Source organism: Novosphingobium cyanobacteriorum, from assembly GCF_029436685.1.
Taxonomy (GTDB): Bacteria; Pseudomonadota; Alphaproteobacteria; order Sphingomonadales; family Sphingomonadaceae; genus Novosphingobium; species Novosphingobium cyanobacteriorum.
On record NZ_JAROCY010000007.1, the window covers coordinates 12,044 to 32,074 of the forward strand.

Annotated in this window: 16 protein-coding genes and 1 tRNA gene; 3 read left to right on the top strand and 14 right to left on the bottom strand. The window is 67.8% G+C overall.

Annotation, left to right across the window (positions count from 1 at the left end; all coding sequences use genetic code 11):
- Positions 1-40: 40 nt before the first annotated feature.
- The gene (locus POM99_RS08825; protein WP_277276860.1) at positions 41-385 is read right to left on the bottom strand and encodes a hypothetical protein; all 345 of its coding nucleotides are present in this window, start codon (positions 383-385) and stop codon (positions 41-43) included.
- Positions 386-1,025: 640 nt separating this feature from the next.
- On the opposite strand from POM99_RS08825, the gene POM99_RS08830 reads away from it, so the two are divergent.
- The gene (locus tag POM99_RS08830; protein WP_277276862.1) at positions 1,026-2,969 is read left to right on the top strand and encodes a potassium transporter Kup; all 1,944 of its coding nucleotides are present in this window, start codon (positions 1,026-1,028) and stop codon (positions 2,967-2,969) included.
- A 2-nt stretch (positions 2,970-2,971) separates the two neighbouring features.
- On the opposite strand, the gene modA is transcribed toward POM99_RS08830, so the two are convergent.
- Positions 2,972-3,742, bottom strand: coding sequence for a molybdate ABC transporter substrate-binding protein (gene modA / locus POM99_RS08835; RefSeq protein WP_277276864.1), 771 nt, complete (start codon positions 3,740-3,742; stop codon positions 2,972-2,974).
- 115 nt (positions 3,743-3,857) lie between these two features.
- Here modA and POM99_RS08840 point away from each other — a divergent pair, with 115 nt between their 5' ends.
- Positions 3,858-4,799 (top strand): calcium-binding protein, encoded by a 942-nt coding sequence (locus tag POM99_RS08840; RefSeq protein ID WP_277276866.1) that lies wholly within the window; start codon positions 3,858-3,860, stop codon positions 4,797-4,799.
- Between the two features lie 1,459 nt (positions 4,800-6,258).
- Complete coding sequence (locus tag POM99_RS08845; protein ID WP_277276868.1) at positions 6,259-6,540, top strand: hypothetical protein; 282 nt, start codon at positions 6,259-6,261, stop codon at positions 6,538-6,540.
- Positions 6,541-6,673: 133 nt separating this feature from the next.
- Here the strand turns inward: POM99_RS08845 and POM99_RS08850 are convergent, their stop codons facing one another.
- From POM99_RS08850 to ftsA, 12 genes are all read right to left on the bottom strand, one after another.
- Positions 6,674-7,531 carry an acyltransferase gene (locus POM99_RS08850; protein WP_277276869.1) on the bottom strand — a complete coding sequence of 286 codons (858 nt, stop codon included), beginning with the start codon at positions 7,529-7,531 and terminating at the stop codon, positions 6,674-6,676.
- A 217-nt stretch (positions 7,532-7,748) separates the two neighbouring features.
- Complete coding sequence (locus POM99_RS08855) at positions 7,749-8,666, bottom strand: NAD-dependent epimerase/dehydratase family protein (RefSeq protein WP_277276871.1); 918 nt, start codon at positions 8,664-8,666, stop codon at positions 7,749-7,751.
- Positions 8,666-9,799, bottom strand: a complete 1,134-nt coding sequence (gene proB, locus POM99_RS08860; RefSeq protein WP_277276873.1) for a glutamate 5-kinase — start codon at positions 9,797-9,799, stop codon at positions 8,666-8,668. Before proB ends, POM99_RS08855 begins: the two co-directional genes overlap by 1 nt.
- 52 nt (positions 9,800-9,851) lie before the next feature.
- Positions 9,852-10,913 carry a GTPase ObgE gene (obgE, locus tag POM99_RS08865; protein WP_277276876.1) on the bottom strand — a complete coding sequence of 354 codons (1,062 nt, stop codon included), beginning with the start codon at positions 10,911-10,913 and terminating at the stop codon, positions 9,852-9,854.
- Between the two features lie 121 nt (positions 10,914-11,034).
- Positions 11,035-11,110 (bottom strand) — tRNA-Ala (locus POM99_RS08870).
- A gap of 103 nt (positions 11,111-11,213) precedes the next feature.
- Complete coding sequence (locus POM99_RS08875) at positions 11,214-11,933, bottom strand: hypothetical protein (RefSeq protein WP_277276878.1); 720 nt, start codon at positions 11,931-11,933, stop codon at positions 11,214-11,216.
- A 189-nt stretch (positions 11,934-12,122) separates the two neighbouring features.
- Positions 12,123-12,863 carry a Bax inhibitor-1/YccA family protein gene (locus POM99_RS08880; RefSeq protein ID WP_277277214.1) on the bottom strand — a complete coding sequence of 247 codons (741 nt, stop codon included), beginning with the start codon at positions 12,861-12,863 and terminating at the stop codon, positions 12,123-12,125.
- Between the two features lie 248 nt (positions 12,864-13,111).
- On the bottom strand, positions 13,112-13,909 hold the full coding sequence (gene proC / locus POM99_RS08885; RefSeq protein ID WP_277277216.1) for a pyrroline-5-carboxylate reductase: 798 nt from the start codon (positions 13,907-13,909) through the stop codon (positions 13,112-13,114).
- Between the two features lie 131 nt (positions 13,910-14,040).
- A complete protein-coding gene (locus POM99_RS08890) occupies positions 14,041-14,544 on the bottom strand; it encodes a type III secretion system chaperone family protein (protein WP_277277218.1) in 504 nt (167 codons plus the stop codon).
- A gap of 205 nt (positions 14,545-14,749) precedes the next feature.
- Positions 14,750-17,047, bottom strand: a complete 2,298-nt coding sequence (locus tag POM99_RS08895) for an SPOR domain-containing protein (protein WP_277276880.1) — start codon at positions 17,045-17,047, stop codon at positions 14,750-14,752.
- Positions 17,048-17,144: 97 nt separating this feature from the next.
- On the bottom strand, positions 17,145-18,581 hold the full coding sequence (gene ftsZ, locus POM99_RS08900; protein WP_277276882.1) for a cell division protein FtsZ: 1,437 nt from the start codon (positions 18,579-18,581) through the stop codon (positions 17,145-17,147).
- A 160-nt stretch (positions 18,582-18,741) separates the two neighbouring features.
- Positions 18,742-20,025 carry a cell division protein FtsA gene (ftsA, locus tag POM99_RS08905; protein WP_277276884.1) on the bottom strand — a complete coding sequence of 428 codons (1,284 nt, stop codon included), beginning with the start codon at positions 20,023-20,025 and terminating at the stop codon, positions 18,742-18,744.
- Between the last annotated feature and the right edge of the window lie 6 nt (positions 20,026-20,031).

Sequence of the window (20,031 nt, forward strand, 5' to 3'; positions counted from 1 at the left end):
ACACCCGTCCAATCGCGCACCTTCCGCGGCCCTATTGTCGCTATGATGGCGCAGATGCTCCATTGATGGAGACAGGTTTGAGATCGCCCATTCTGTCGAAGCAAAGCGAGTTCTTCGAACGGCACTGATTGCTCGCCTTGCCGGTAATCACCACGTATCCATGAGAATGGAAATAGGCGGCCCAGCCGAAGAACGAGGACTGCGCTGCCGGTCCGATCGAAACGGCTGGATGATCCGGGACAGGGAAGCCCGATACGTTGGTGGCCCCATTGTCCACCGCGGCGCGCATCTTCGCCATGGCGCGATCCACCTCGTCGGACTCCGCCTTGGTCCGGTAGAGCATGCAGCTCAGCGCCTCGCACTCGCCCAGGTAGCCGGTAACCACGACCGTCCGGCCGTTCAGCTGATCAATCTTCGCGATGAACTCGTCGACCGAAATGGGCTTCGTCGGACCGGCACCGCCACACCCCGCTGTCGCCAGGACAAGGAACAGCCCGCTTGCACAACGGAGGGGTAAAGACGCTCCCATCGGCAGAGCATACCCGCAGCCCCCTCCGCTTCCCACCAAAATCCGCGTCCTAGCGCCGCGCGCTCCACCTCCCCAAGACCTGCCAACCCCGCAAAAACCGCTCGTGGTGAGCCTGTCGAACCACAACAGCGCCACGCCCGACGCCCGGCGCCAGCACCCTTCGACAAGCTCAGGGTGAGCGGGGTTGGGCAAGACGTATCAGCAGGAAAGACCGCGCCGCAGGCGACAAACGGCCAAGTCGCCGCAGGACTGAAGCAGCAAAGCCGCTAAGCGCGACCCCTTCGCGTCTTCGCGTCTTCGCGCGAAACCCCCTCTTTTCTTCCTCCCTCTCTCTGCGCCCTCCGCGAACTCTGCGCCCTCCGCGAACTCTTTGCGAAACCAAAACCTTCCTCCCCACCCCTTAACCCCAGCGCGAAACCAACACCCGCAAACCCCGCCCATAAAGAACGCGTAAAGATTGCTGCACCGCCCATCCGACGGGCCTAGCCCCACGAGCATGGAACAAGCCCTGCCCTCGTCCGCCGCCCTCTCCCCCTCTCCCGAACCCGCCGCGCACCACCACGCCGACCACCACGGTGGCCAGGGCCTTGGCACGCTTGCCGTCGGCGCGATCGGGGTGGTGTTCGGCGATATCGGCACCAGCCCGCTCTATTCGCTGAAGGAAAGCTTCATCGGGCCGCACCCGCTGGCGGTCGATCCGGCGCATGTCTTCGGCGTGCTCTCGCTGGTGTTCTGGACGATGACCTTCATCGTCACCTTCAAGTATGTCGCCGTGATCCTGCGTGCCGACAACAAGGGCGAAGGCGGCAGCCTGGCGCTGATGGCGCTGATCGGGCGCAAGCTGGGCGAAACGCGCTGGTCGGCGGCGATGGCCATGCTCGGCCTTGTCGCCACCGCGCTGTTCTATGGCGATGCCATCATCACCCCGGCGGTCTCGGTGCTCTCTGCGGTGGAGGGGCTGGAAGTCGTCTCGCCCAGCTTCGAACATCTCGTGCTGCCGCTGTCCATCGCCATCCTGATCGGCCTCTTCGCCATCCAGTCGCGCGGCACTGCCATGGTCGGGCGGCTGTTCGGGCCGGTGATGCTGGTCTATTTCCTCGTGATCGCGGTGCTCGGCATTTCCGGCATCGTGCAGGCGCCGGAAATCCTGTGGGCGCTCAATCCCTGGTATGCCCTCAACTTCTTTCTGCTCGATCCGCAGCTTGCCTTCCTCGCGCTCGGCTCGGTCGTCCTCGCCGTGACCGGGGCAGAGGCGCTCTATGCCGACATGGGCCACTTCGGCCGCCGTGCGATCATGGTTGCGTGGCTGTGGGTCGCCTTCCCGTGCCTGCTGCTCAACTACATGGGCCAGTCGGCGCTGCTGCTCAGGAATCCCGCGATGGTGGAGAACCCGTTCTTCCTGATGGCGCCGGAAGCCCTTCGCCTGCCGCTGGTGGTCCTGGCCACCATGGCCACCATCATCGCCAGCCAGGCGGTGATCTCGGGCGCCTACTCGGTCAGCCAGCAGGCCATCCAGCTCGGCTTCCTGCCGCGCATCCGCATCCGCCACACCAGCGCGCAGGCGGCGGGGCAGATCTATGTGCCGCTGGTCAACTGGATCCTGCTGGTGGCGGTGATCCTGCTGGTGCTCGGCTTCCGCTCCTCCTCCGCCCTCGCCTCAGCCTATGGCATCGCGGTGACGGGCACGATGTTCATCACCGCGCTGATGCTGGGCGTGCTGACCTTCGCGGTGTGGAAGTGGCACCCGCTGCTGGCCGGGCTGGTGACCGGGGCCGCGTTGCTGATCGATGGCGCCTACTTCGCCTCGAACCTCACCAAGATTCCCGATGGCGGGTGGTTTCCGCTGCTGGTGGCGGCGGTTACCTTCACGGTGCTGACCACCTGGGCCACCGGGCGGCGCATCCTGCGCCAGCGGCTGGCCGAAGATGCGATGCCGTTCGATCTGTTCGTCGGCTCGATCGCCGGCAAGGTGCGGCGGGTGCAAGGCACCTCGGTGTTCCTCGCCTCCAACGCCGATGGCATCCCGCCCGCGCTGCTGCACAACCTGAAGCACAACCATGTCCTGCACGAACGGGTGGTGATCCTGACCGTGGTGACCGAAGGCGTGCCCCATGTCGCCCCGGCGCAGCGGCGAGAGGTGCGCCCGCTCGATCACGGCTTCTACCGCCTGGTCATCCGCGTGGGCTTCATGGACGAGGCGGACATCCCGGCGGAACTGGTGGCGGAGACCCGCGCCGGTGGCCCGTTCAAGGCAATGGAGACCAGCTACTTCCTCGCCCGCCAGACCCTGATCGCTTCGAAGCGGCGCGATCGGCAGGGCATGGCGGTGTGGCGGGAGAAGCTGTTCGCGTGGATGGTGCGCAACGCCGAAAGCGCGATGCAGTTCTTCCGCCTGCCCACCAACCGCGTGATCGAACTGGGCAGCCAGCTGGAGATCTAGGTTCAGCGCGCCACGAAGCCGAAGCGGCGGAGGATCGCCCGCCCAGCTCCCGAGAGCAGGAAGCGGCGGAAGGGTTCGCCATCGGGGTGGGTCGACCCCGCCAGCCGGGCGATGGGGTAGACGATCGGCGGGTGGCTGCCGGCGGGGAACACGCCGACCACCCGCACCGCCGGTTCGGCCCGCGCATCGGTGGCATAGACCACGCCCAGCGGTGCCGCGCCGCGCGCCACCAGCGCCAGCGCCGCCCGCACGTTTTCCGCCCGCGCCACCCGCGGCGCCACCGCGTCCCACAGCCCGAAGCGGGTGAGCGCCTGCCGGCCGTATCGCCCGGCGGGCACGCTGTCCGGGTCCGCCATCGCCAGCCGCCCTTCGGCGCCGAGCGCGGCCAGCAGCGGGAACCCGGGTGCGGGGTAGAGCCTGAGGCGGCTGCCCGCCGGCGCCACCAGCACCAGCGCGTTGACCGCCAGGTTGCGGCGCGTGCCAGGGGCGAGCAGGCCCTGCTGCTGCAGGGTATCGGCCCATTCCGCATCGGCGGAAACGAACAGGTCTGCCGGGGCGCCTGCCTGCACCTGCCGCGCCAGCGCGGGTGTGCCGGCGAAGCTGAGCACCGGGCGCGGGTGGCGCTTCATGGCCCAGGCGTCGGCAGCGGCGGTCAGCGCCTCCTGCATGCTCGCCGCCGCCAGCACCAGCGGCCCCTGCGGCTCGGCCCGCGCCGGCTGGACGAGGGCGAGGAGCGCGAGCAGCGCGGCAAGCAGGCGGTTCAGCAGGGGCATGACCGGGACATAGACCTGTACCGTTGCGGGAGAAAGGCTGCGTTGCTTTTGCTGGACTTGACCAAGAAAGTGCAAGATAAACCGAAGTTAACCACAATATCGGCGGGAGTGGGTGATGACGATTGCAACGACGGCGACGCTGGCGGGCGACACCTGGACCAATGTGTTCACTGAAGAAACGCTGATGCTGTTCCAGTTCCAGCAGAGCGGACCGTCATCCCTGAGTGTGGACAAATCGACACTGACCTTCAGCTTCGTGGGTGGAGACACGGCGGAGTTCTTTTCCGATGCCGGCTTCGTCGACAACCTGAACGGCACGATCAATGGGGTGGACACTGGCGACACCCAGCTTTCCGCCCTGAGTTATGACCTGCTGACATTCCTGCAGACCGTGCGCGATGGGGACCTGGATGCGATCAACCGCGCGCTGTGGGGCGGGGCCGATACGATCAACGGCGGGGCCAGCGACGACACGATCTTTGGCTTTGGCGGGGCCGACATGCTGTATGGCAACGACGGCAACGACACCATCAACGGCGGCACCGGCAGCGACCGCATCTTTGGCGGCAACGGCAACGACATCATGGTGGGCGCAATCGGCAACGACAAGCTGACCGGAGGGGCCGGCAACGATCGGATGAGCGGCGGCGCAGGCAACGACGTGCTGCAGGGCGGAACCGGGTTCGACCAGATGAACGGCGGCAGTGGTGTGGACACGTTCCGCTTCACCAACTTTGCCGACTTCGGCGCCTACAACCCCAGCAACGCGTTCGCCGCAGACTTCATCCGCGACTTTGCGCACAACGATGGCGACCTGATCGACCTGCGCTCGCTGGACGCGAACAGCACCATGGGCGGCAACCAGGACTTCACCTTCATCGGCACCGCCGCGTTCCATGCCGGCACACCGGGCGAAGTGCGGGTTCAGCAGGTAAACCCCAACAGCCCGTTCCTGTGGCAGGTGCAGTTGAGCACCGACAGCGACAACGGGGTGGAATACGCCTTTGTGATGATTGCGTTCAACGGCGCGCCGGTGGCCGCGGACTTCGTGCTGTAAGCCTGCAGTCTGCCTCGACCCGGGCGGTGCGAGGTTGACACGGTTGACACAGTTACGGGCTTTGCGGCGGCGGATTTGAACTCGAGGTCGGGTGCGTCCGCTACCCCTCCACCGCCCTGTGGGCGGTCCCCCTCCCCTTCCAGGGGAGGATTGGCGGTGAGTTGGTCGAGGCGTTGGGCGCGCTGGCTGGCGCGGGTGGCGTGGGACTGAAGGATAGATTGACGGGCGCGGCGGATGTGGGCGGTGCGCAGGTCCGCCCACGCGCGATCGGGCGGCAGGTCGAGGAAATCGGCGGGCAGGCCGGCTTCGCGGGCAAGGTCAGCCAGCGCGTCTGACCCGATGGCCTCCATCGCATCGGGAAAATCGTCAGCCGCGCGCGCTTCGGCTTCGGCGACCGCATCGGCCAGCGGGATGGCTTCGGGCTGCCAGCCATGCGTTGCGGCATCCTCGCCGGAATCGAGCACCTCTTCGACCACTTCCTCGAACCTATCGGCCAGCGCGGCGGCGGGGGTCCGTTCGGCCATGCGATCGAGCCGGGCGAGATGCGCCAGCAGCAGGCGGGAATCAAAGCGCACGCGGGTGCCAACCTCCTGCCCGCGATAGAACACGCTTTCGACCACGCCGTTGAGCGCACGATCGGCCAGCACCTGCGCCGCATGATCGCGCGCATGCACCAGCGCGGCATCCCACCCGGCGGCGAAGCGGCCATCGCGCCGCCGCCGCAGATAGGCCGCCTGCGCCGAAACCCCGACGACCGCACAGGCGCGCCGCACCTGGCCGTGATGGGCCAATGCCTGCAGGAACCGGGCGCGGCGCGGGGCGGTGAAATCGGCGGCGCGTTCGCTGCGGGCGGGCGGCCAGTCATCGGCGAGGCTGTCCCAGGCGGCGGAGGGGGAACCCCCACCCCCACCCCCAACCCCTCCCCAATGGGGAGGGGAGCTTGAAATGCTGGCCCCTTCCCAGTGGTGAGGGGAGCTTGAAATGGTGGCCCCTTCCCGGTGGGGAGGGGAGTCTGAAGTGGTAGCGCCAGCCCACCGCGATGAAGATGGCCGTGGCGTTGGCATGGGCGCGAAGGGCGGCACGGCATCGACCCAGGCGCGCCAGTCCATCGTCCGATCATCCCCCGGCAGGCCGATATCGCCACCCGCGGGGGTGATGCCGCGGCCGAAGCCGGTTGAGCTTTCAGGGGTGCTTGCATGGTCCATGGGCCAGACTCCGTTTGCGTCTAAATCAGAACAAAAACGGAACATGATTACATCGAACGGGGGCTTGTAGGACAGCGAAAATTCAATCCGACCATTTTGGCCCGGATCGGACACAAAAAGGACGTCGCAAAACTGATGCTTAGGGCGCGGTCATTGATCTGGATCAAATACCTTGCCTGTCTTTCTGGAGAGTACCCTTATGGTAACCAAACCGCCCTTGCGGGGAGCGGGTCGCACACCAAGGGGGAACACCAATGTTGCTGGAACCGCGCGACGCCGCCGGACAGGCGGGCGCCATGGCCATCCACGTGCAGACGCTGCGCCTGATGGTCACGCTGATGCTGCCTGAAATGGCGCGTCTTTCGCCCGATCCGGCAGCGTGGCTGACCCGGATGGAAGCGATCCTGCTGCGCACCGCCGATACCATGGTGCAGGACCATGGTGCCGCGATCGGCCCAGACCTGACCCGCGCGGCAGTGCTCGAATCGCTGGAGCAGACCTTCAACGGCGCGCGGGCGATGCTGGAACTGGACTGAGCGGCTTCTGAAGGGGTTTCACGCGAAGGCGCGACGAAGCGGAGGAACTCAATCGCGCAGAGTCACGGAGAGGGATTGCGCCGGGAACGATGATCCTGCCACGCTCGCCCCGTCGGCCCTGTCCCCGGCTATATCACGCGGCTGCGTTCTCAAGCTTGTCGGCAACGTCTCGCCACCTGGCGCTATCGTTCAGGGTCGGCTCGCTGGAACGTTCCCAGTAAATGTCAGACCGGAGCGGGCGTGTGGGCGCGCCGCCTGCGACGGTGAACGGCGGAATGTTGCGCGACACCACCGATCGGGCGGCAACAACTGCGCCGGTGCCGATATGCACGCCCTTGAGCACGAAGGCGCCCTCACCCAGCCAGACATGCGGATCGATGCGGATATCGGCAGGCGGGTTCATCCATTGGCCGTCTGGCCCACTGATGGCGTGGCGATCCGAGGTGCGGATGACCGTGTCCATGGCGAACATGCAGTCTTCGCCGACGATCAGGCTTTGCCCCACGCCTTGCAGAATAACTGACGTGCCGTTGGCATTGCAGCGCGGGCCGATGGAGACGAGGCCATCGTCCGAATTGAGTTCGATATCCATGCTCATCAGCCCGGCCGTCTCTTCACCGATCACGACCAGTCCATGCGACGCCAGAAAATCGACCTTGCGGGGCGCACGGGCACGGGCACCGATGACGAGAATGTTGTTCCTTGCCCCGCGGGCGAAATGGAAAGCGGTTCCAACGCGGGTTCCTGCACCGGCCAGCAGCACGATGCAATTGCCGTGCCCGCGCGGGCCGACGGCAATCAACCGCGCATTGGCGAAGGAAGGCTGCGGAAAGCCGGGATGGCCGAGCCAGCGATGCCTGCGTGCCAGCAGATCTTCAAGATCGCGCTGTCGCGCCGCATCGAGCCGCCGCGACCGGGCAAGGCCGAGCATGCGACGGGCGCGGTCAATACGGGCGGTCAGTTCGCCAAGTTTCCTTTGCAGGAACGCCATGCCAGCTCTCGTCCAAGGATAATGCCGCCGCGGCGACATGGGAGCGCCGGTCTCTCTGCAAAGGACCATGCCCGGTCAAGCGAGGCTGGGACCGAACCGGAACAACTTCGGAGACAGTCCGCGTCGGCAAGATGGTGATGGATGCCGTGACACAGGCCAGCACCGGGCGGATTGGCAGGGCGGAACCGGTTCCGCCGTCAGCCGGGGGAAGCGCGCGTTACAGCCAGCCGGCTTCGCGATACCAGCCGGCCGTGGCGTGGAGGCCCATCTGGGTTTCGACCTGGGGGGTCCAGATCGCGGGCGGCGGGGTGGCGCCTGCGCCCACGGTCCAGTCCGGGTGGCACATGTATCCCACCCGGTCGGGCGTTAGCTTGGCCTTGTCCTTGCGCACCAGACGATCGCCCCTGGCCGCCCAATCAAGCACGCGGCGCGGCAGCGGCAGCGGCGTGGCGCGCGTGCCCACCGCGCGGCCGATGGCGCGGGCCAGCTCCACATGGGTCCAGCCGCCGGGCCGTCCGTCATCGGGCTCGAACACCATGTGCCGCACGTCTTCCCCATCCGGCACCAGCGCCAGCAGCAGGCGGGCGAGGTCCGCCACGTGGATGATCGAAAGCCTGCCGGCCGGCGGCAAAGGCACCAGCCCGCGCCTTGCCAGCTTGAACAGCTCAAGCATTTCGGTGTCGCGCGGGCCATACACCGCAGGCGGGCGCACGATCGTCCAGTCCAGGCTGCTGGCGCGCACGATCTTTTCCCCGCGCAGCTTGCTGGCCCCGTACACCGAAAGCTGCGGTTCGCGCGCCGAAAGCGAGGAGACGTGGATGAAGCGGTTGACCCCGGCCGCAAGCGCGGTGTTCACCACGTTCAGCGTGCCGCGCACGTTGCCCGCCTCGAACCCGGCCGGATCGGACGCGTTGACCACGCCGGCGATGTGCAGCACCACGCTCGCCCGCGCCACAAGCCGCTTCAGCGCCCGCTCGTCGCCCAGGTCACCCTGCACCCATTCCACGCCGCTGCGCGCCTCCTGCGGCCGACGGGCGAGCGCGCGCACCTCGAAGCCCTGCCGCGCGGCATACTCCAGCACCGATTGCCCGACGAACCCGGTCGCCCCGGTCACCGCCAGCAGTTCATGCGCCATTACAGCAGGACCAGCTGGTCACGGTGGATCAGCGCGGACCGGGGGGCATAGCCCAGCAGCGCCTCGTGCTCGCGGCTGTGCCGGCCCATCAGCCGGGCGCACTCCGCCGCATCATATTCCGACAGCCCGCGCGCCAGCACGGCACCATCCGGGCCCAGCACGGCGATCGCATCGCCCCGCTGGAACTCGCCGTCCACCTGCGTCACCCCCGCCGCCAGCAGGCTCGATCCGCCTTCCAGCGCCCTGGCCGCCCCGGCATCGACATGCACCGAGCCGCGCATGCGCAGCTTGCCGCCCAGCCACGCCTTGCGCGCCTGCTTGCGCCCGCGCGGCAGGAACAGCGTGCCCCGCTCCGCACCGAACGCGGTGGCGATGGGCGCGGTGGGCTGGCCGTCGATGATGGCCAGCGCGATGCCCGCCAGTTCGGCGATCTCGGCCGCCTGCAGCTTGCTCGTCATCCCGCCGGAACCGAGCCCGGAGGAGGAACCGCCGGTGGCCATGGCGTGGATCTCGGGCGTCACCCCCTTCACCACCGGGATGCGCACCGCGCCGGGCTGACGCGGATCGCGATCATACAGCCCGTCGATGTCGGACAGCAGCAGCACGCCCGCCGCGCCCGCCGCCTGGCCTACGCGGGCCGCCAGCCGATCGTTGTCGCCAAAGCGGATTTCGTTGGTGGCGACGGTATCGTTCTCGTTGATGACCGGCACCGCGCCCGCCGCCAGCAAGGTGCCCAGCGTGGCGGTGACATTGAGGTACCGGCGCCGGTCCTCGAGATCCTCAAGCGTCAGCAGCACCTGCGCGGCGGTGAGGCCATGGCCGGCCAGCAGTTCGGCCCACAGGCCCGCCAGCGCGATCTGCCCCACGGCGGCGGCGGCCTGCGCATCGGACAGGCTGCCCCGCCCGCCCTTGGCCAGCCCCAGCCGCCGCGCGCCAAGGGCGATGGCGCCGGACGACACGACGATCACTTCCTGCCCGGCGGCGCGCGCTGCGGCGATCTCCGCCACCAGGGCGCTCAGCCATTCGCGGCGCGGCTGCCCGTCCTTGCCCACCAGCAGGGCAGAGCCGACCTTCACCACCAGCCGGGGACAGCGGGCGGGATCGGCAAGTTGGGCGAGCGCGGCAATCTTCATGGCCACGGCGCTTAGGCGAATTGTGACGGCAGGTGAAGGGCGTTGGACGCGATCAGCCGAGCGGAGACCACGGCTTGCGGTCTTCCTCTTCCTCCACCTCTCCGGTGGGGCGTTCGGTCACGGTCGCCACCGGCAGGTAGGCCAGCACCGCATCGAGCAGCGCATCCATGCCCGCGCCCGTCGCGCCCGAGATCGGGAAGACTTCATCCGCGCCCGCTTCCAGCAGTTCCTCGCTGAACGCCCTGACCAGTTCGGCGTCGACCAGGTCGATCTTGTTCAGCGCCACCAGCTTGGGCTTTTCATCAAGCCCGGCGCCATAGGCGGACAGTTCCTCGTCGACGATCTGCATCGCCTCCACCGGGTCGGTATCACCGTGGATGTCGATCAGGTGGATCAGCACGCGGCAGCGTTCGATGTGGCCAAGGAAGCGATCACCGATCCCTGCCCCGTCGGCCGCGCCTTCGATCAGGCCGGGGATGTCCGCCAGCACGAATTCGCGGGTCCGGTGCCGCACCACACCCAGCTGCGGCCGGGTGGTGGTGAAGGCATAGGCGCCGACCTTTGCCTTGGTGTTGGTGATCTGGTTGATGAAGGTGGACTTGCCCGCGTTGGGCAGGCCGACGAGGCCCGCATCGGCAAGCAGCTTCAGCCGCAGCCAGACATACATTTCCTCGCCCGGCCAGCCGGGGCCGACCTGGCGCGGGGCGCGGTTGGTGGAGGACTTGAAGCTGAGATTGCCGCGCCCGCCATCGCCGCCGCGCAGCAGCACCACGCGCTGGCCCGGCTCGGTCAAGTCGGCCAGCACGGTCTCGCGCTCGTCATCCAGCACCTGCGTGCCGAGCGGGACCTTGATGACGAGGTCGTTGCCGCCCGCGCCGGTGCGGTTCTGGCCTGCGCCGCCCATGCCGCGCTGCGCCTTGAAGTGCTGGCTGTAGCGGAAGTCGATCAGGGTGTTCAGCCCGGCCACCGCCTCGAAGATGATATCTCCGCCCTTGCCGCCGTTGCCGCCGTCAGGGCCACCATACTCCACGTACTTTTCGCGCCGGAAGCTGACCGCGCCGGGGCCGCCCGCGCCCGAACGGATATAGATCTTGGCCTGGTCGAGAAAATGCATGGCAAATCGTGTTCCGGCAGCTGGTGCAATCTATCTGGACCTTCCGCGCTGCCACGCAAGACCAAAACCGGGGCCAAACACCACAAGGGCCGCCGGACGAACCGGCGGCCCTTTGGGGATCTGGTGGAGCCGAGGGGGATCGAACCCCTGACCTCGTCATTGCGAACGACGCGCTCTCCCAGCTGAGCTACGGCCCCGTTCCCAGTATCGCCCGCCCGGACCAAAGCCCGGCGAGAGCGCGGCCATTAGCGCAGGGCCACCGCCCTGCCAAGACCCCGCGTGACTTTTTTCAGCCGCAGATCAGTGCGACACACCGCCCGCCGAAGGCTGTGGCAGGGCCACCGTGGGCGCGGCCGACGTGGTCTGCCCGAAGCGGGCGTTCCATTCGGCCAGGTCCGTCCGGTACTTTTCATAGCGGCGATAGAAATCGTCGAACACCACTTCGATGTTCGGCAGGCTGCGCACCGCGAACTGTTCCAGTTCCACCGGCTTCACCGTCATCGCATCGCGGCTGACGGCCAGCACCGCATCGCAGAAATCGGGCAGCGTGGGCGGCAGGGCGAAGTGGTTGTAGACCGAGGTCATGTACGCCTCGCGCGGGGCGACGAACTTCGTGCCGAAGCGGCTCTTGAATTCGGCATCGACCTTCTTGTTCGCCGCCGTCAGCACCTTGGCATTGGCGGTGAGGAAGGCGCGATAGCGTGGCAGGATTTCGGCATGAGCCGGCCCGCTGCAGTTGAGCGCCGCGACGTTGTAGGCCGAGCGCAGATTCCACAGCATCTGCGCGGTGGTGATGTTGCGATTGACCGACACGCGCAACCCGTTCTGGTCCGCAGGAGGGAACACCAGATTGTCAGAAGCGCCATTGGGCGGGATCGGCTTGGGCGGTGGCACGATCACCACCTTGGGCGGCGGCGGGGGAGGCGGCGGTGGCGGCGCCTTGGGCGCGCAGGACGCCAGCGCGATGGCGAGGCCCGAGGCCATGAGGACAGGCGCGGGAACGCGCGGAAAACGGAACATCGATACTCCCCCGAAAAGCAGCCGTTGTGCAGCAATGTGCGGCGCGGCGCTTTCGCCAAGTTGAACTGATTGGATAAACCGGGCGGAAACCAAAGAAAATGCCCGGCGGGTGAAAAAACCCGCCGGGCCGGACATTTATGCGACGGACCGATGCCGATCCGGGGGCGAAGCCCCTGCGTTACGCGACGATCAGCGACGATCGCCCATGAAGCGCAGCAGCATCATGAACAGGTTGATGAAATCGAGGTAGAGCGTCAGCGCGCCCATCACCACCGACTTGCCCGCATATTCGGTGCCCGCGACATAGGCATATTCGTTCTTCAGGCGCTGCGTATCATAGGCTGTGAGGCCCGCGAAGATCAGCACGCCAAGGAAGCTGATGCCCCAGGCAAGGCCCGGCGACTGCAGGAACAGGTTGATCAGCGACGCGATCAGGATGCCGAACAGGCCCATGATCAGGAACGTGCCGAGGCCCGACAGCGACTTCTGCGTGGTGTAGCCGAACAGGCTGAGACCGGCGAAGGCGCCCGCAGTGGCGAAGAACGTCGCCGCGATCGAAGGGCCGGTGTACACGAAGAAGATCGACGACAGCGACATGCCCATCACGCCGGCAAAGGCCCAGAACAGCGCCTGCAACGTGGTGGTGGACAGGCGGTTGACGCCGAAGCTCATCACCATGACGAAGGCCAGCGGGGCAAGCGCGATCAGCCAGCGCAGCGGGGTGGCGAACACCGCCTCGGCCATGCCCGAAGTGGCGAAGACGAGCGCGACAACGCCCGACAGCAGTACGCCGGAGGCCATGTAGTTGTAGATCGACAGCATGTGCTTGCGCAGCCCGGCGTCGAAGACCTCGCCGCGGCCGGTGGCACCGGAAAGGCTCGGAGACGCGCCGAAGCCCATCCCGGGCTGAGGGTCGTTCCAGTTTGCCATGTGCTTCATCTCTCCAAATGCGGGCCACGATGGCCCGATGCGGCCAATATCGTCCTCCACCGATCCGCTTTCAAGCGAAACCGGACAGAAGCGAGTGTGACAAATTGTATCTGGCAGGAATTAAGGCTTTGTTTCATGGGGTTGATTGATGGGTTGAACCCCCACCCCCGGCCCCTCCCCACCGGGCATGAGAGCAAGTCAGCCCTATCCAACACATCCTCTGAAGGAGAGGGGCATTTGGAGCCCTCTTACTTCGCCCGCGCCAGCTCGGTCATCTCGGCGCTGCGGTCACGCGCCCCGCGCAGGGTGTCTTCCATCAGGCGCAGCAGGCGATCGTCGGCGTCGAGCACATCGATGCCGACCTGCGTCACGCCGCCGGGGCTGGCGACACGGCGGGCGAGTTCGGCAGGCGCATGGGGCGATTGCGCGGCCAGCGCCGCAGCGCCTTCTACCATGGCCAGCGCCAGTCGGTCCGCCTGGTCACGCGGCAGGCCGAGGTTGGCCGCGCCGGTGGCGAGCGCATCGATCACGCGATAGACGAAGGCCGGCCCGGAACCGGCGAGCGCGGTGACGAGGTCCATCTGGTCCTCGCCCGAAAGCCATTCGGCCTGGCCCAGCGGGGCCATAAGCTTCTCGGTGAGCGCCTTCGCATCCCCTTGCGCATCGCCGACCAGCGCGATGGGCGACTTGCCCAGCGCGGCGGCAAGGTTCGGCATCACCCGCACGATCGCCTGCGCATCGGGAAAGGCGGCGCGCAGGGTGGCCATGTCAACCCCGGCGAGGATCGAGAGCAGCAGCGTGCCGGGCCCGACATGCGGGCGCACCGAGGCAACGGCATCGGACAATTGCTGCGGCTTGAAGCCCAGCAGCACGACATCGGCGGGCGCTTCACCCGCCGGCGCGGCCGGCAGCAGGCGCACACCCTGCGGCGCCTGCGCAAGATAGGGATCGACCACGGTGAAGCTTTCCGGCGCGAAGCCGCCGGCCAGCCATCCGGCGAGCATCGCGCCACCCATATTGCCGCAACCGAACTGGAGGAAATGCATCACCGAATCTCCGCTGAACCTGTGGCTGCGGCTTTGCCCACCCCTGCCCCCGCCCGCAAGCGGGCGGAGAGATTTTGCGTACGCTGAGGGGGCACTTCATCGCCCTCCCCCTGGGGAGAGGAAAGAGTGCGTCAGGCCTCGCCCGCGGCGTCGACCAGTGCGCTGGCGAGCGCTTCGGCGGGGCTCTTGTCACCCCACAGGATGAACTGGAAGGCGGGGTAGAAGCGGTCGCATTCGTCAACCGCCGCCTCGATCGCCGCCTGCGCCTGGCCCAGGCTGAGCAAGCCATCATCGCCCAGCATCAGCGCGTGGCGATAGAGCAGCACGCTGCCGTTGGACCACATGTCGAAGTGGCCGATCCACACCTGTTCGTTGATCAGGGCCATGACTTCGTAGACCGCAGCCTTCTTGTCTTCGGCCACGCGGATATCGGGCAGGCAGAGGATCTGCAGCACGTGATCTTCGGTGCGCCATACGCAGCGGATCTGGTAATTCGCCCAGGACCCCTGGATCTCGCCCTGGATCTCGTCATCGGACACGAATTCGCAGGGCCACCCGCGCGCCTCGAACAGCGAGGCAAGCATATCGACGGGCGCCGCGTCCTCGCGTTCGCTGTCGTCGTGGCCGGTCCGCATCACGCATTTCTCCGGGGCTATCGCCCTGATCGACGGCCAGAAAATCCCGGCCGTTCGTCCTGCCGCTTCATCGCGGAGCACGCGATCAACGGCAACGGCAGGTTAACAGGGCGTTGGGCAAAACTCGACAACCCTGTTCAAAAGCTGTGGACAGGAGGTGAACAGGCGCAAGCTGCGGCAGTTCCCGCTGCGGCCGCGAAGGGCGTTACTTGAGCGCGAGCGTATCCACGACCTGCCCCGCCGGGCTGGTCCACTGGAAGCCGCTGACGCCATCCTTGCGCAGTGTCTTCAGGAAATCCTGCGCGGCCCCTTCGCTCTCGAACGGGCCGGTCAGCAGGCGGAAGTTGCTGCGCCACGGGGTGATGAACGGCTTCCTGCCCTTCAGCGCCGCCGCCTGCCGCACCAGACTGCGCCATTCGCCGCCCATGCGATCGCGGTCCGATCCGGTCAGCACCTGCACCCAGATGCGGCTGGGATGGCTGACAGCGGCCTTGGCTTCCCGGGTATCCTTGCCCTTGGCGCCCTTGACGGTCTTTTCCTCGGTGCGGGAAACCGCGGTCGGGCCATCTGGCCGTTCGCCGCGGGTGCTGGTGACGCAGGTGTCGGCCTGCTTCGCGCCACGCTTGCCCTTGGCCACAGGGGCGGGCTTGCCCCTGGCGGCCTTTCCCTTGGGCGCGGGTTCGCAATCGGCGATGTCTTCCGCCAGGTCCTTGCCCTTCTTCGCGGCGACCTTGGCGTCGACTTTGGGTTCTGGCCTGGTTTCCGGCTTGGGCTCAGGCTTCGGCTCGACCTTGGGCTCGGGCTTCTTGCGCACGGGCGCGGGAATGCGGGTGATGTCGACCGCGGCAACCTTGCTCGCCTGCTCGTCGGCGGGCGGTTCGAAACCGTTGAACAGGCTGCGGAAATCCTCCGCCGGCGGGGGCGGCGCTGGCGGCGTGGCGGCAGGCGGCAGGGGCTGGACCACCGGCTGCGAAACGGTGGCGACGGTTGCTGGCTGGGCCTGGGACTGGGACTGGGACTGGGACTGGGGTTGCAGCTGAGGTTGTGGCTGGGGCGTGGCCAGCGCGAGCTGCGTGGGTGCCGGCGCCACGGTGGGCGAAGCGGCGGTGGCCGCAGAGGCAGTCGGCACCGGCTGGGTCGTAGCAGCGGCGACCGGCCCCGGCGTGGGCACCGGCGGGCGGATGGCACCGGGCGGCACGTCCAGCCGCGACAGCACGGTGGGGCGCGCGGGCAAGGTGGACGCGGCTGTGGTGGAGGGGGGCGTGGTGGGGGCGGGTGTGGTGACGCTGCTGCCACCCGCCTGCGCCAGATCGAAGCCGGGAGTCGGCGCGGGCCTGGTTGACTGCTGCGTCGGCTGGGGCGTCGGCTGGACCACCGGGCGCGAAACGGACTGGACCGGCGGCGTGGTGGCAGCGGGGCGCGCCTGCTGCCGGGCCTGCTGCTGCAGCGGCACGCTCCATGGGCTGGCCGCAGCGGACACGCTGGCCTGCCCCGGCGGCGGAGGCGGCGGTGGCAGCGGAATCGCGCTGGTCTGCACCGGTGTTGCCGCAGCGACCTGCACCGGGCGGTCGTTGCTGCCCGGACGGCGGCGCTTCGACTTGTCGTCACGGCGGCCGCCCAGCGTCTGGCCCTGCGGCGCGGGGGCCACGGCCACCCGGACCACGGGGCGCGGGTGGAGCGCGGCGTATTGCACCACGCGTGGATCGTCGCGGCCGATGTCCGCCGCGCGCGGGAAGCGGCCGAGATTCGCCGCGCCCGCCTGCTGCGCCGGGGTGAGCCGGGGCATGTAGCGCAGATAGGGCGTGATCCCGGCGGAAAGATCCGGCGGCATCGAGGCGCGGGCGATCGAAACCGCCTCGTCCGGATTGCCGGTGATGGCAAGGATGAAGGTCCGGGTGCGCCACGCGGCGCGCTCTTGCCGCTGCAGCAGCGGCGCGAGCATCAGGTCCGCGCCCTGCCGGTCACCCGCGATGGCGAGGCTCAGCGCATAGCGGCGGCTGGCTTCCTCGTTCGGCCCGCGTGAAAGGGCGAGGCGATATTGCGCCTGCGCGGCCACGTTGTCACCCACCAGGTCGTAGGCAAGACCGCGATCCAGCGCCATGGCGACGGGGTCTGCCCCGGCGCGCTCGGCGTCGTCGAACCAGCGCAGCGCAGCCAGCGGGTCTTCCCCACGCAGCATGGCCGAGGCGATCTGCGCCTTGACCGGGCCGTTGCCGGGCGCGACCTGATCGGCGCGGGTGAAGAAACCGATGGCGGCGTCGTTGTCACCCAGGGCCATCGCGGCGTTGCCGGCATCGACCAGCGCGGTGACATTGCGCGGATCGCGGGCCAGGCGGGAGAGCGCCGAGTTGAGCTGCTGCCCGGCGTTCTGGCCGATCGGCTGGACCACCGGGCGCGAGACGGTGGCGGGGCCCTCGTCGTCATCCGCCTGCTGGGCCAAGGCGGGCTGCGCGGCGGCAAGCGCAAGGGCCAGCGCAGTGAAGGAAGCGAATCGGCGCATCATGCTGCCCGCTTAGCGGGGCCTTCCTGAAGCGGCGACAACACGCGTCGCCGATGCGGCGGGCGGCCCATCCAGAGGGACAGGCCGCGCCGCCAATGCATTACTGGTTGTTCTGGCGGCCGAGGAAGCGCGGGATGTTGAGCGACCCGCCCTCTTCTTCCGCCTCATCCTCGCGACCGGCGCCGCGCGAGAGGTTGGCCATGCGTTCGAACAGCGTGCTGCCGGCAGCCGGCGCGGCCGGCTTGGGCGCGGCAGCCGCCGGCTGGGCGCGGCCGAAACGCGGCGGCAGCGGCGGCTCTTCCTCGTCCGCCGGGCCAAGCTGCAGTTCCTCGGGCTCGGCGGCCGGAGCCGGTTCCTCGCTGAGGTCCAGCGTCAGGTCGAGCGCTTCCTCCGGCTCGGGCTCTGCCGCGACGACCGGCTCGGGCTCGGCCACAGGGGGCGGCGCGAATGGCGCGGCGGCGGGCGCAGGCGCCGGTTCGGGCGCGCGCACCGGAGCGGCGGAACCGGGGAACGACGGCGCACGCGCGCCACCCAGGTTCATCGGGCGCGAGGCGATCTCTGCCTGTTCGGCGCTCTGTTCGATGCCGGTGGCGACCACCGAGACGCGGATCTTGCCATCAAGGTCTGGGTTGAACGCCGAACCCCAGATGATGTTCGCGTTGGGATCGACCAGTTCGCGGATATGGTTGGCGGCTTCGTCGACTTCGAGCAGCTTCATGTCGTCGCCGCCGATGATCGAGATGATCACGCCCTTCGCGCCCTGCATCGAAACGCCATCGAGCAGCGGGTTGGCGATGGCGCGTTCGGCCGCTTCCAGCGCGCGGTTGGGGCCATCGCCCTCACCCGTGCCCATCATCGCCTTGCCCATCTCGCCCATCACCGAACGCACGTCGGCAAAGTCGAGGTTGATCAGGCCGGGCATCACCATCAGGTCGGTGATCGAACGCACGCCCTGCTGCAGCACTTCGTCGGCCAGCTGGAACGCTTCCTTGAAGGTCGTCTCCGCCTTCGCCACCAGGAACAGGTTCTGGTTGGGGATGACGATCAGGGTGTCGACGTGCTTCTGCAGTTCCTCGATGCCCGATTCCGCCGCGCGCATGCGGCGCGTGCCTTCGAACAGGAACGGCTTGGTCACCACGCCCACGGTGAGCACGCCCTTGCGGCGGGCCACTTCGGCGATGACCGGCGCGGCGCCGGTGCCGGTGCCGCCACCCATGCCGGCGGCGATGAAGCACATGTGCACGCCATCAAGCGCGCGCTCGATGTCTTCCATCGTCTCTTCGGCGGCGGCGCGGCCCACTTCGGGACGGGCGCCCGCGCCCAAGCCTTGCGTGATATCAGGGCCGAGCTGGATGCGGTTTTCCGCGATCGAATTGTTCAGCGCCTGCGCGTCGGTGTTGACGACGACGAAATCCACGCCTTCGATCTTGGCGTTGATCATGTTGGCGATGGCGTTTCCGCCTGCGCCACCCACCCCGATCACCGTGATGCGGGGCCGAAGCTCGTCGATCGCCGGCGGTCCGATGTTGATGCTCATGTCGGTCTCCCGGATGGGGTTACGTTTGTGCCAATGTTTCAACTGCTGCTTTGGCACGAATGGATTTGACTAATCAAAGCCAAACCCGGCTTTTCCACAGTTCGCATCGCCAATATGCGTCGGTTTTGCGACGGCGCATACGGCAAGGCCCCTATCCACGTCAGAAGTATTCCCGAATGGCGCGCCAGATCCGGCGAAACAGGCCGAATCCGCTATATCCCTCGTCAGGGCGAAAGCTGGGGCCGATGGCGCGAATGTCCACCGGATCGGCCGCAGCATAGAGCACCAGGCCGACAAGCGTGGACGAGCTTGGAGTCGCATGGCCCGGCGGCAGGCCAAGCATGGTGGGTGGAGAGCCGATGCGCACCGGCCGGCCCAGCGCCCCTTGCGCAAAATCGGCAAGGCCCGGCAACTGCGCGCCGCCTCCGGTCAACACCACCTGCTGCCCGCGCTGCCCGGTAAAGCCCATGGCTTTCAACGCGCGCGAGACTTCCTCGGTAAAGTGGCCCAGCTGCTGCGTGATCACCGAGATCAGCTCGGCGCGGGGAATGCGGTTCTTGTCATCGGCATGGCGCGCCAGCGGCCCTGCCCCTTCGGGATCGCCCGGCGCGTTGACCGGGATCATCTCGCGGTGGTCAGCCGGGCTGGCGATGGCCGAGCCCGACATGCACTTGAGCCGTTCGGCCTGATAGCGGCGGATGCCGAAGGCGCTGGCGATGGCGTCGGTGATGTCACCCGATCCGAAGGGGATCACCTGCATCCCCAGCAACATGCCCGAGGCATAGACCGAAACCGTGGTCACCTCCGCGCCGAATTCCACCAGCGCCACGCCGATCTCGCGCTCTTCCGGGGTGAGGCAGGCATGGCCCGCCGCCACCGGCGCGCCGACCACGGCCTCTACCTTCAGGTGCGCGTTCTCGACCGTTTCCTTGATGTTGCGCACCGGCGCGCCATCGGCCAGCATCACGTGGATATCCACGGCCAGCCGCTCGGCATGAAGGCCCTTGGGATTGGGCACGCCGTGCGCGCCATCGAGCGTATAGTGCGCAGGCTGGGCATGCAGCACGCTGCGCCCGTCGGGCTGGATCACCTCGCGCCCCGCCACCAGCAGGTGTTCGATATCGTCCTGCTCGATGCGGCGGCCACCGATTTCCACCTCGACCCGCGCGGTGGTGCTGGCAAGGCCGGCGCCGGAACAGCCGATCCACACGCTCTGCACGCTGGCGTTGGCCATCTTTTCAGCACGTTCGATCGCGTCGCGCACCGAATGCGTCGCCGCCTGCATGTCGGTCACATAACCGCGCTTGATCCCCTGGCTGGCGCGGTGGCCGGACCCAAGCACGACCATCTCGCCGTTCTCTGACAGCCCCGCGATCATCGCGGAGGTGCGGAACGAACCGATGTTGACGGCCGCAAAGACCTTGGTGATCCGGGGAATGGCCATCCTGGC

What these genes read in the sequence shown, in the direction of transcription:
- POM99_RS08850 (WP_277276869.1), bottom strand. Translation starts at nt 7,531, where the DNA reads ATGGCGTTCCTGCAAAGGAAACTTGGCGAACTGACCGCCCGTATTGAC.
- ftsA (WP_277276884.1), bottom strand. Translation starts at nt 20,025, where the DNA reads ATGGCCATTCCCCGGATCACCAAGGTCTTTGCGGCCGTCAACATCGGT.
- ftsZ (WP_277276882.1), bottom strand. Translation starts at nt 18,581, where the DNA reads ATGAGCATCAACATCGGACCGCCGGCGATCGACGAGCTTCGGCCCCGC.
- POM99_RS08855 (WP_277276871.1), bottom strand. Translation starts at nt 8,666, where the DNA reads ATGGCGCATGAACTGCTGGCGGTGACCGGGGCGACCGGGTTCGTCGGG.
- POM99_RS08890 (WP_277277218.1), bottom strand. Translation starts at nt 14,544, where the DNA reads ATGCGGACCGGCCACGACGACAGCGAACGCGAGGACGCGGCGCCCGTC.
- POM99_RS08880 (WP_277277214.1), bottom strand. Translation starts at nt 12,863, where the DNA reads ATGGCAAACTGGAACGACCCTCAGCCCGGGATGGGCTTCGGCGCGTCT.
- modA (WP_277276864.1), bottom strand. Translation starts at nt 3,742, where the DNA reads ATGCCCCTGCTGAACCGCCTGCTTGCCGCGCTGCTCGCGCTCCTCGCC.
- proC (WP_277277216.1), bottom strand. Translation starts at nt 13,909, where the DNA reads ATGCATTTCCTCCAGTTCGGTTGCGGCAATATGGGTGGCGCGATGCTC.
- POM99_RS08845 (WP_277276868.1), top strand. Translation starts at nt 6,259, where the DNA reads ATGTTGCTGGAACCGCGCGACGCCGCCGGACAGGCGGGCGCCATGGCC.
- POM99_RS08830 (WP_277276862.1), top strand. Translation starts at nt 1,026, where the DNA reads ATGGAACAAGCCCTGCCCTCGTCCGCCGCCCTCTCCCCCTCTCCCGAA.
- POM99_RS08895 (WP_277276880.1), bottom strand. Translation starts at nt 17,047, where the DNA reads ATGATGCGCCGATTCGCTTCCTTCACTGCGCTGGCCCTTGCGCTTGCC.
- POM99_RS08875 (WP_277276878.1), bottom strand. Translation starts at nt 11,933, where the DNA reads ATGTTCCGTTTTCCGCGCGTTCCCGCGCCTGTCCTCATGGCCTCGGGC.
- proB (WP_277276873.1), bottom strand. Translation starts at nt 9,799, where the DNA reads ATGAAGATTGCCGCGCTCGCCCAACTTGCCGATCCCGCCCGCTGTCCC.
- obgE (WP_277276876.1), bottom strand. Translation starts at nt 10,913, where the DNA reads ATGCATTTTCTCGACCAGGCCAAGATCTATATCCGTTCGGGCGCGGGC.
- POM99_RS08840 (WP_277276866.1), top strand. Translation starts at nt 3,858, where the DNA reads ATGACGATTGCAACGACGGCGACGCTGGCGGGCGACACCTGGACCAAT.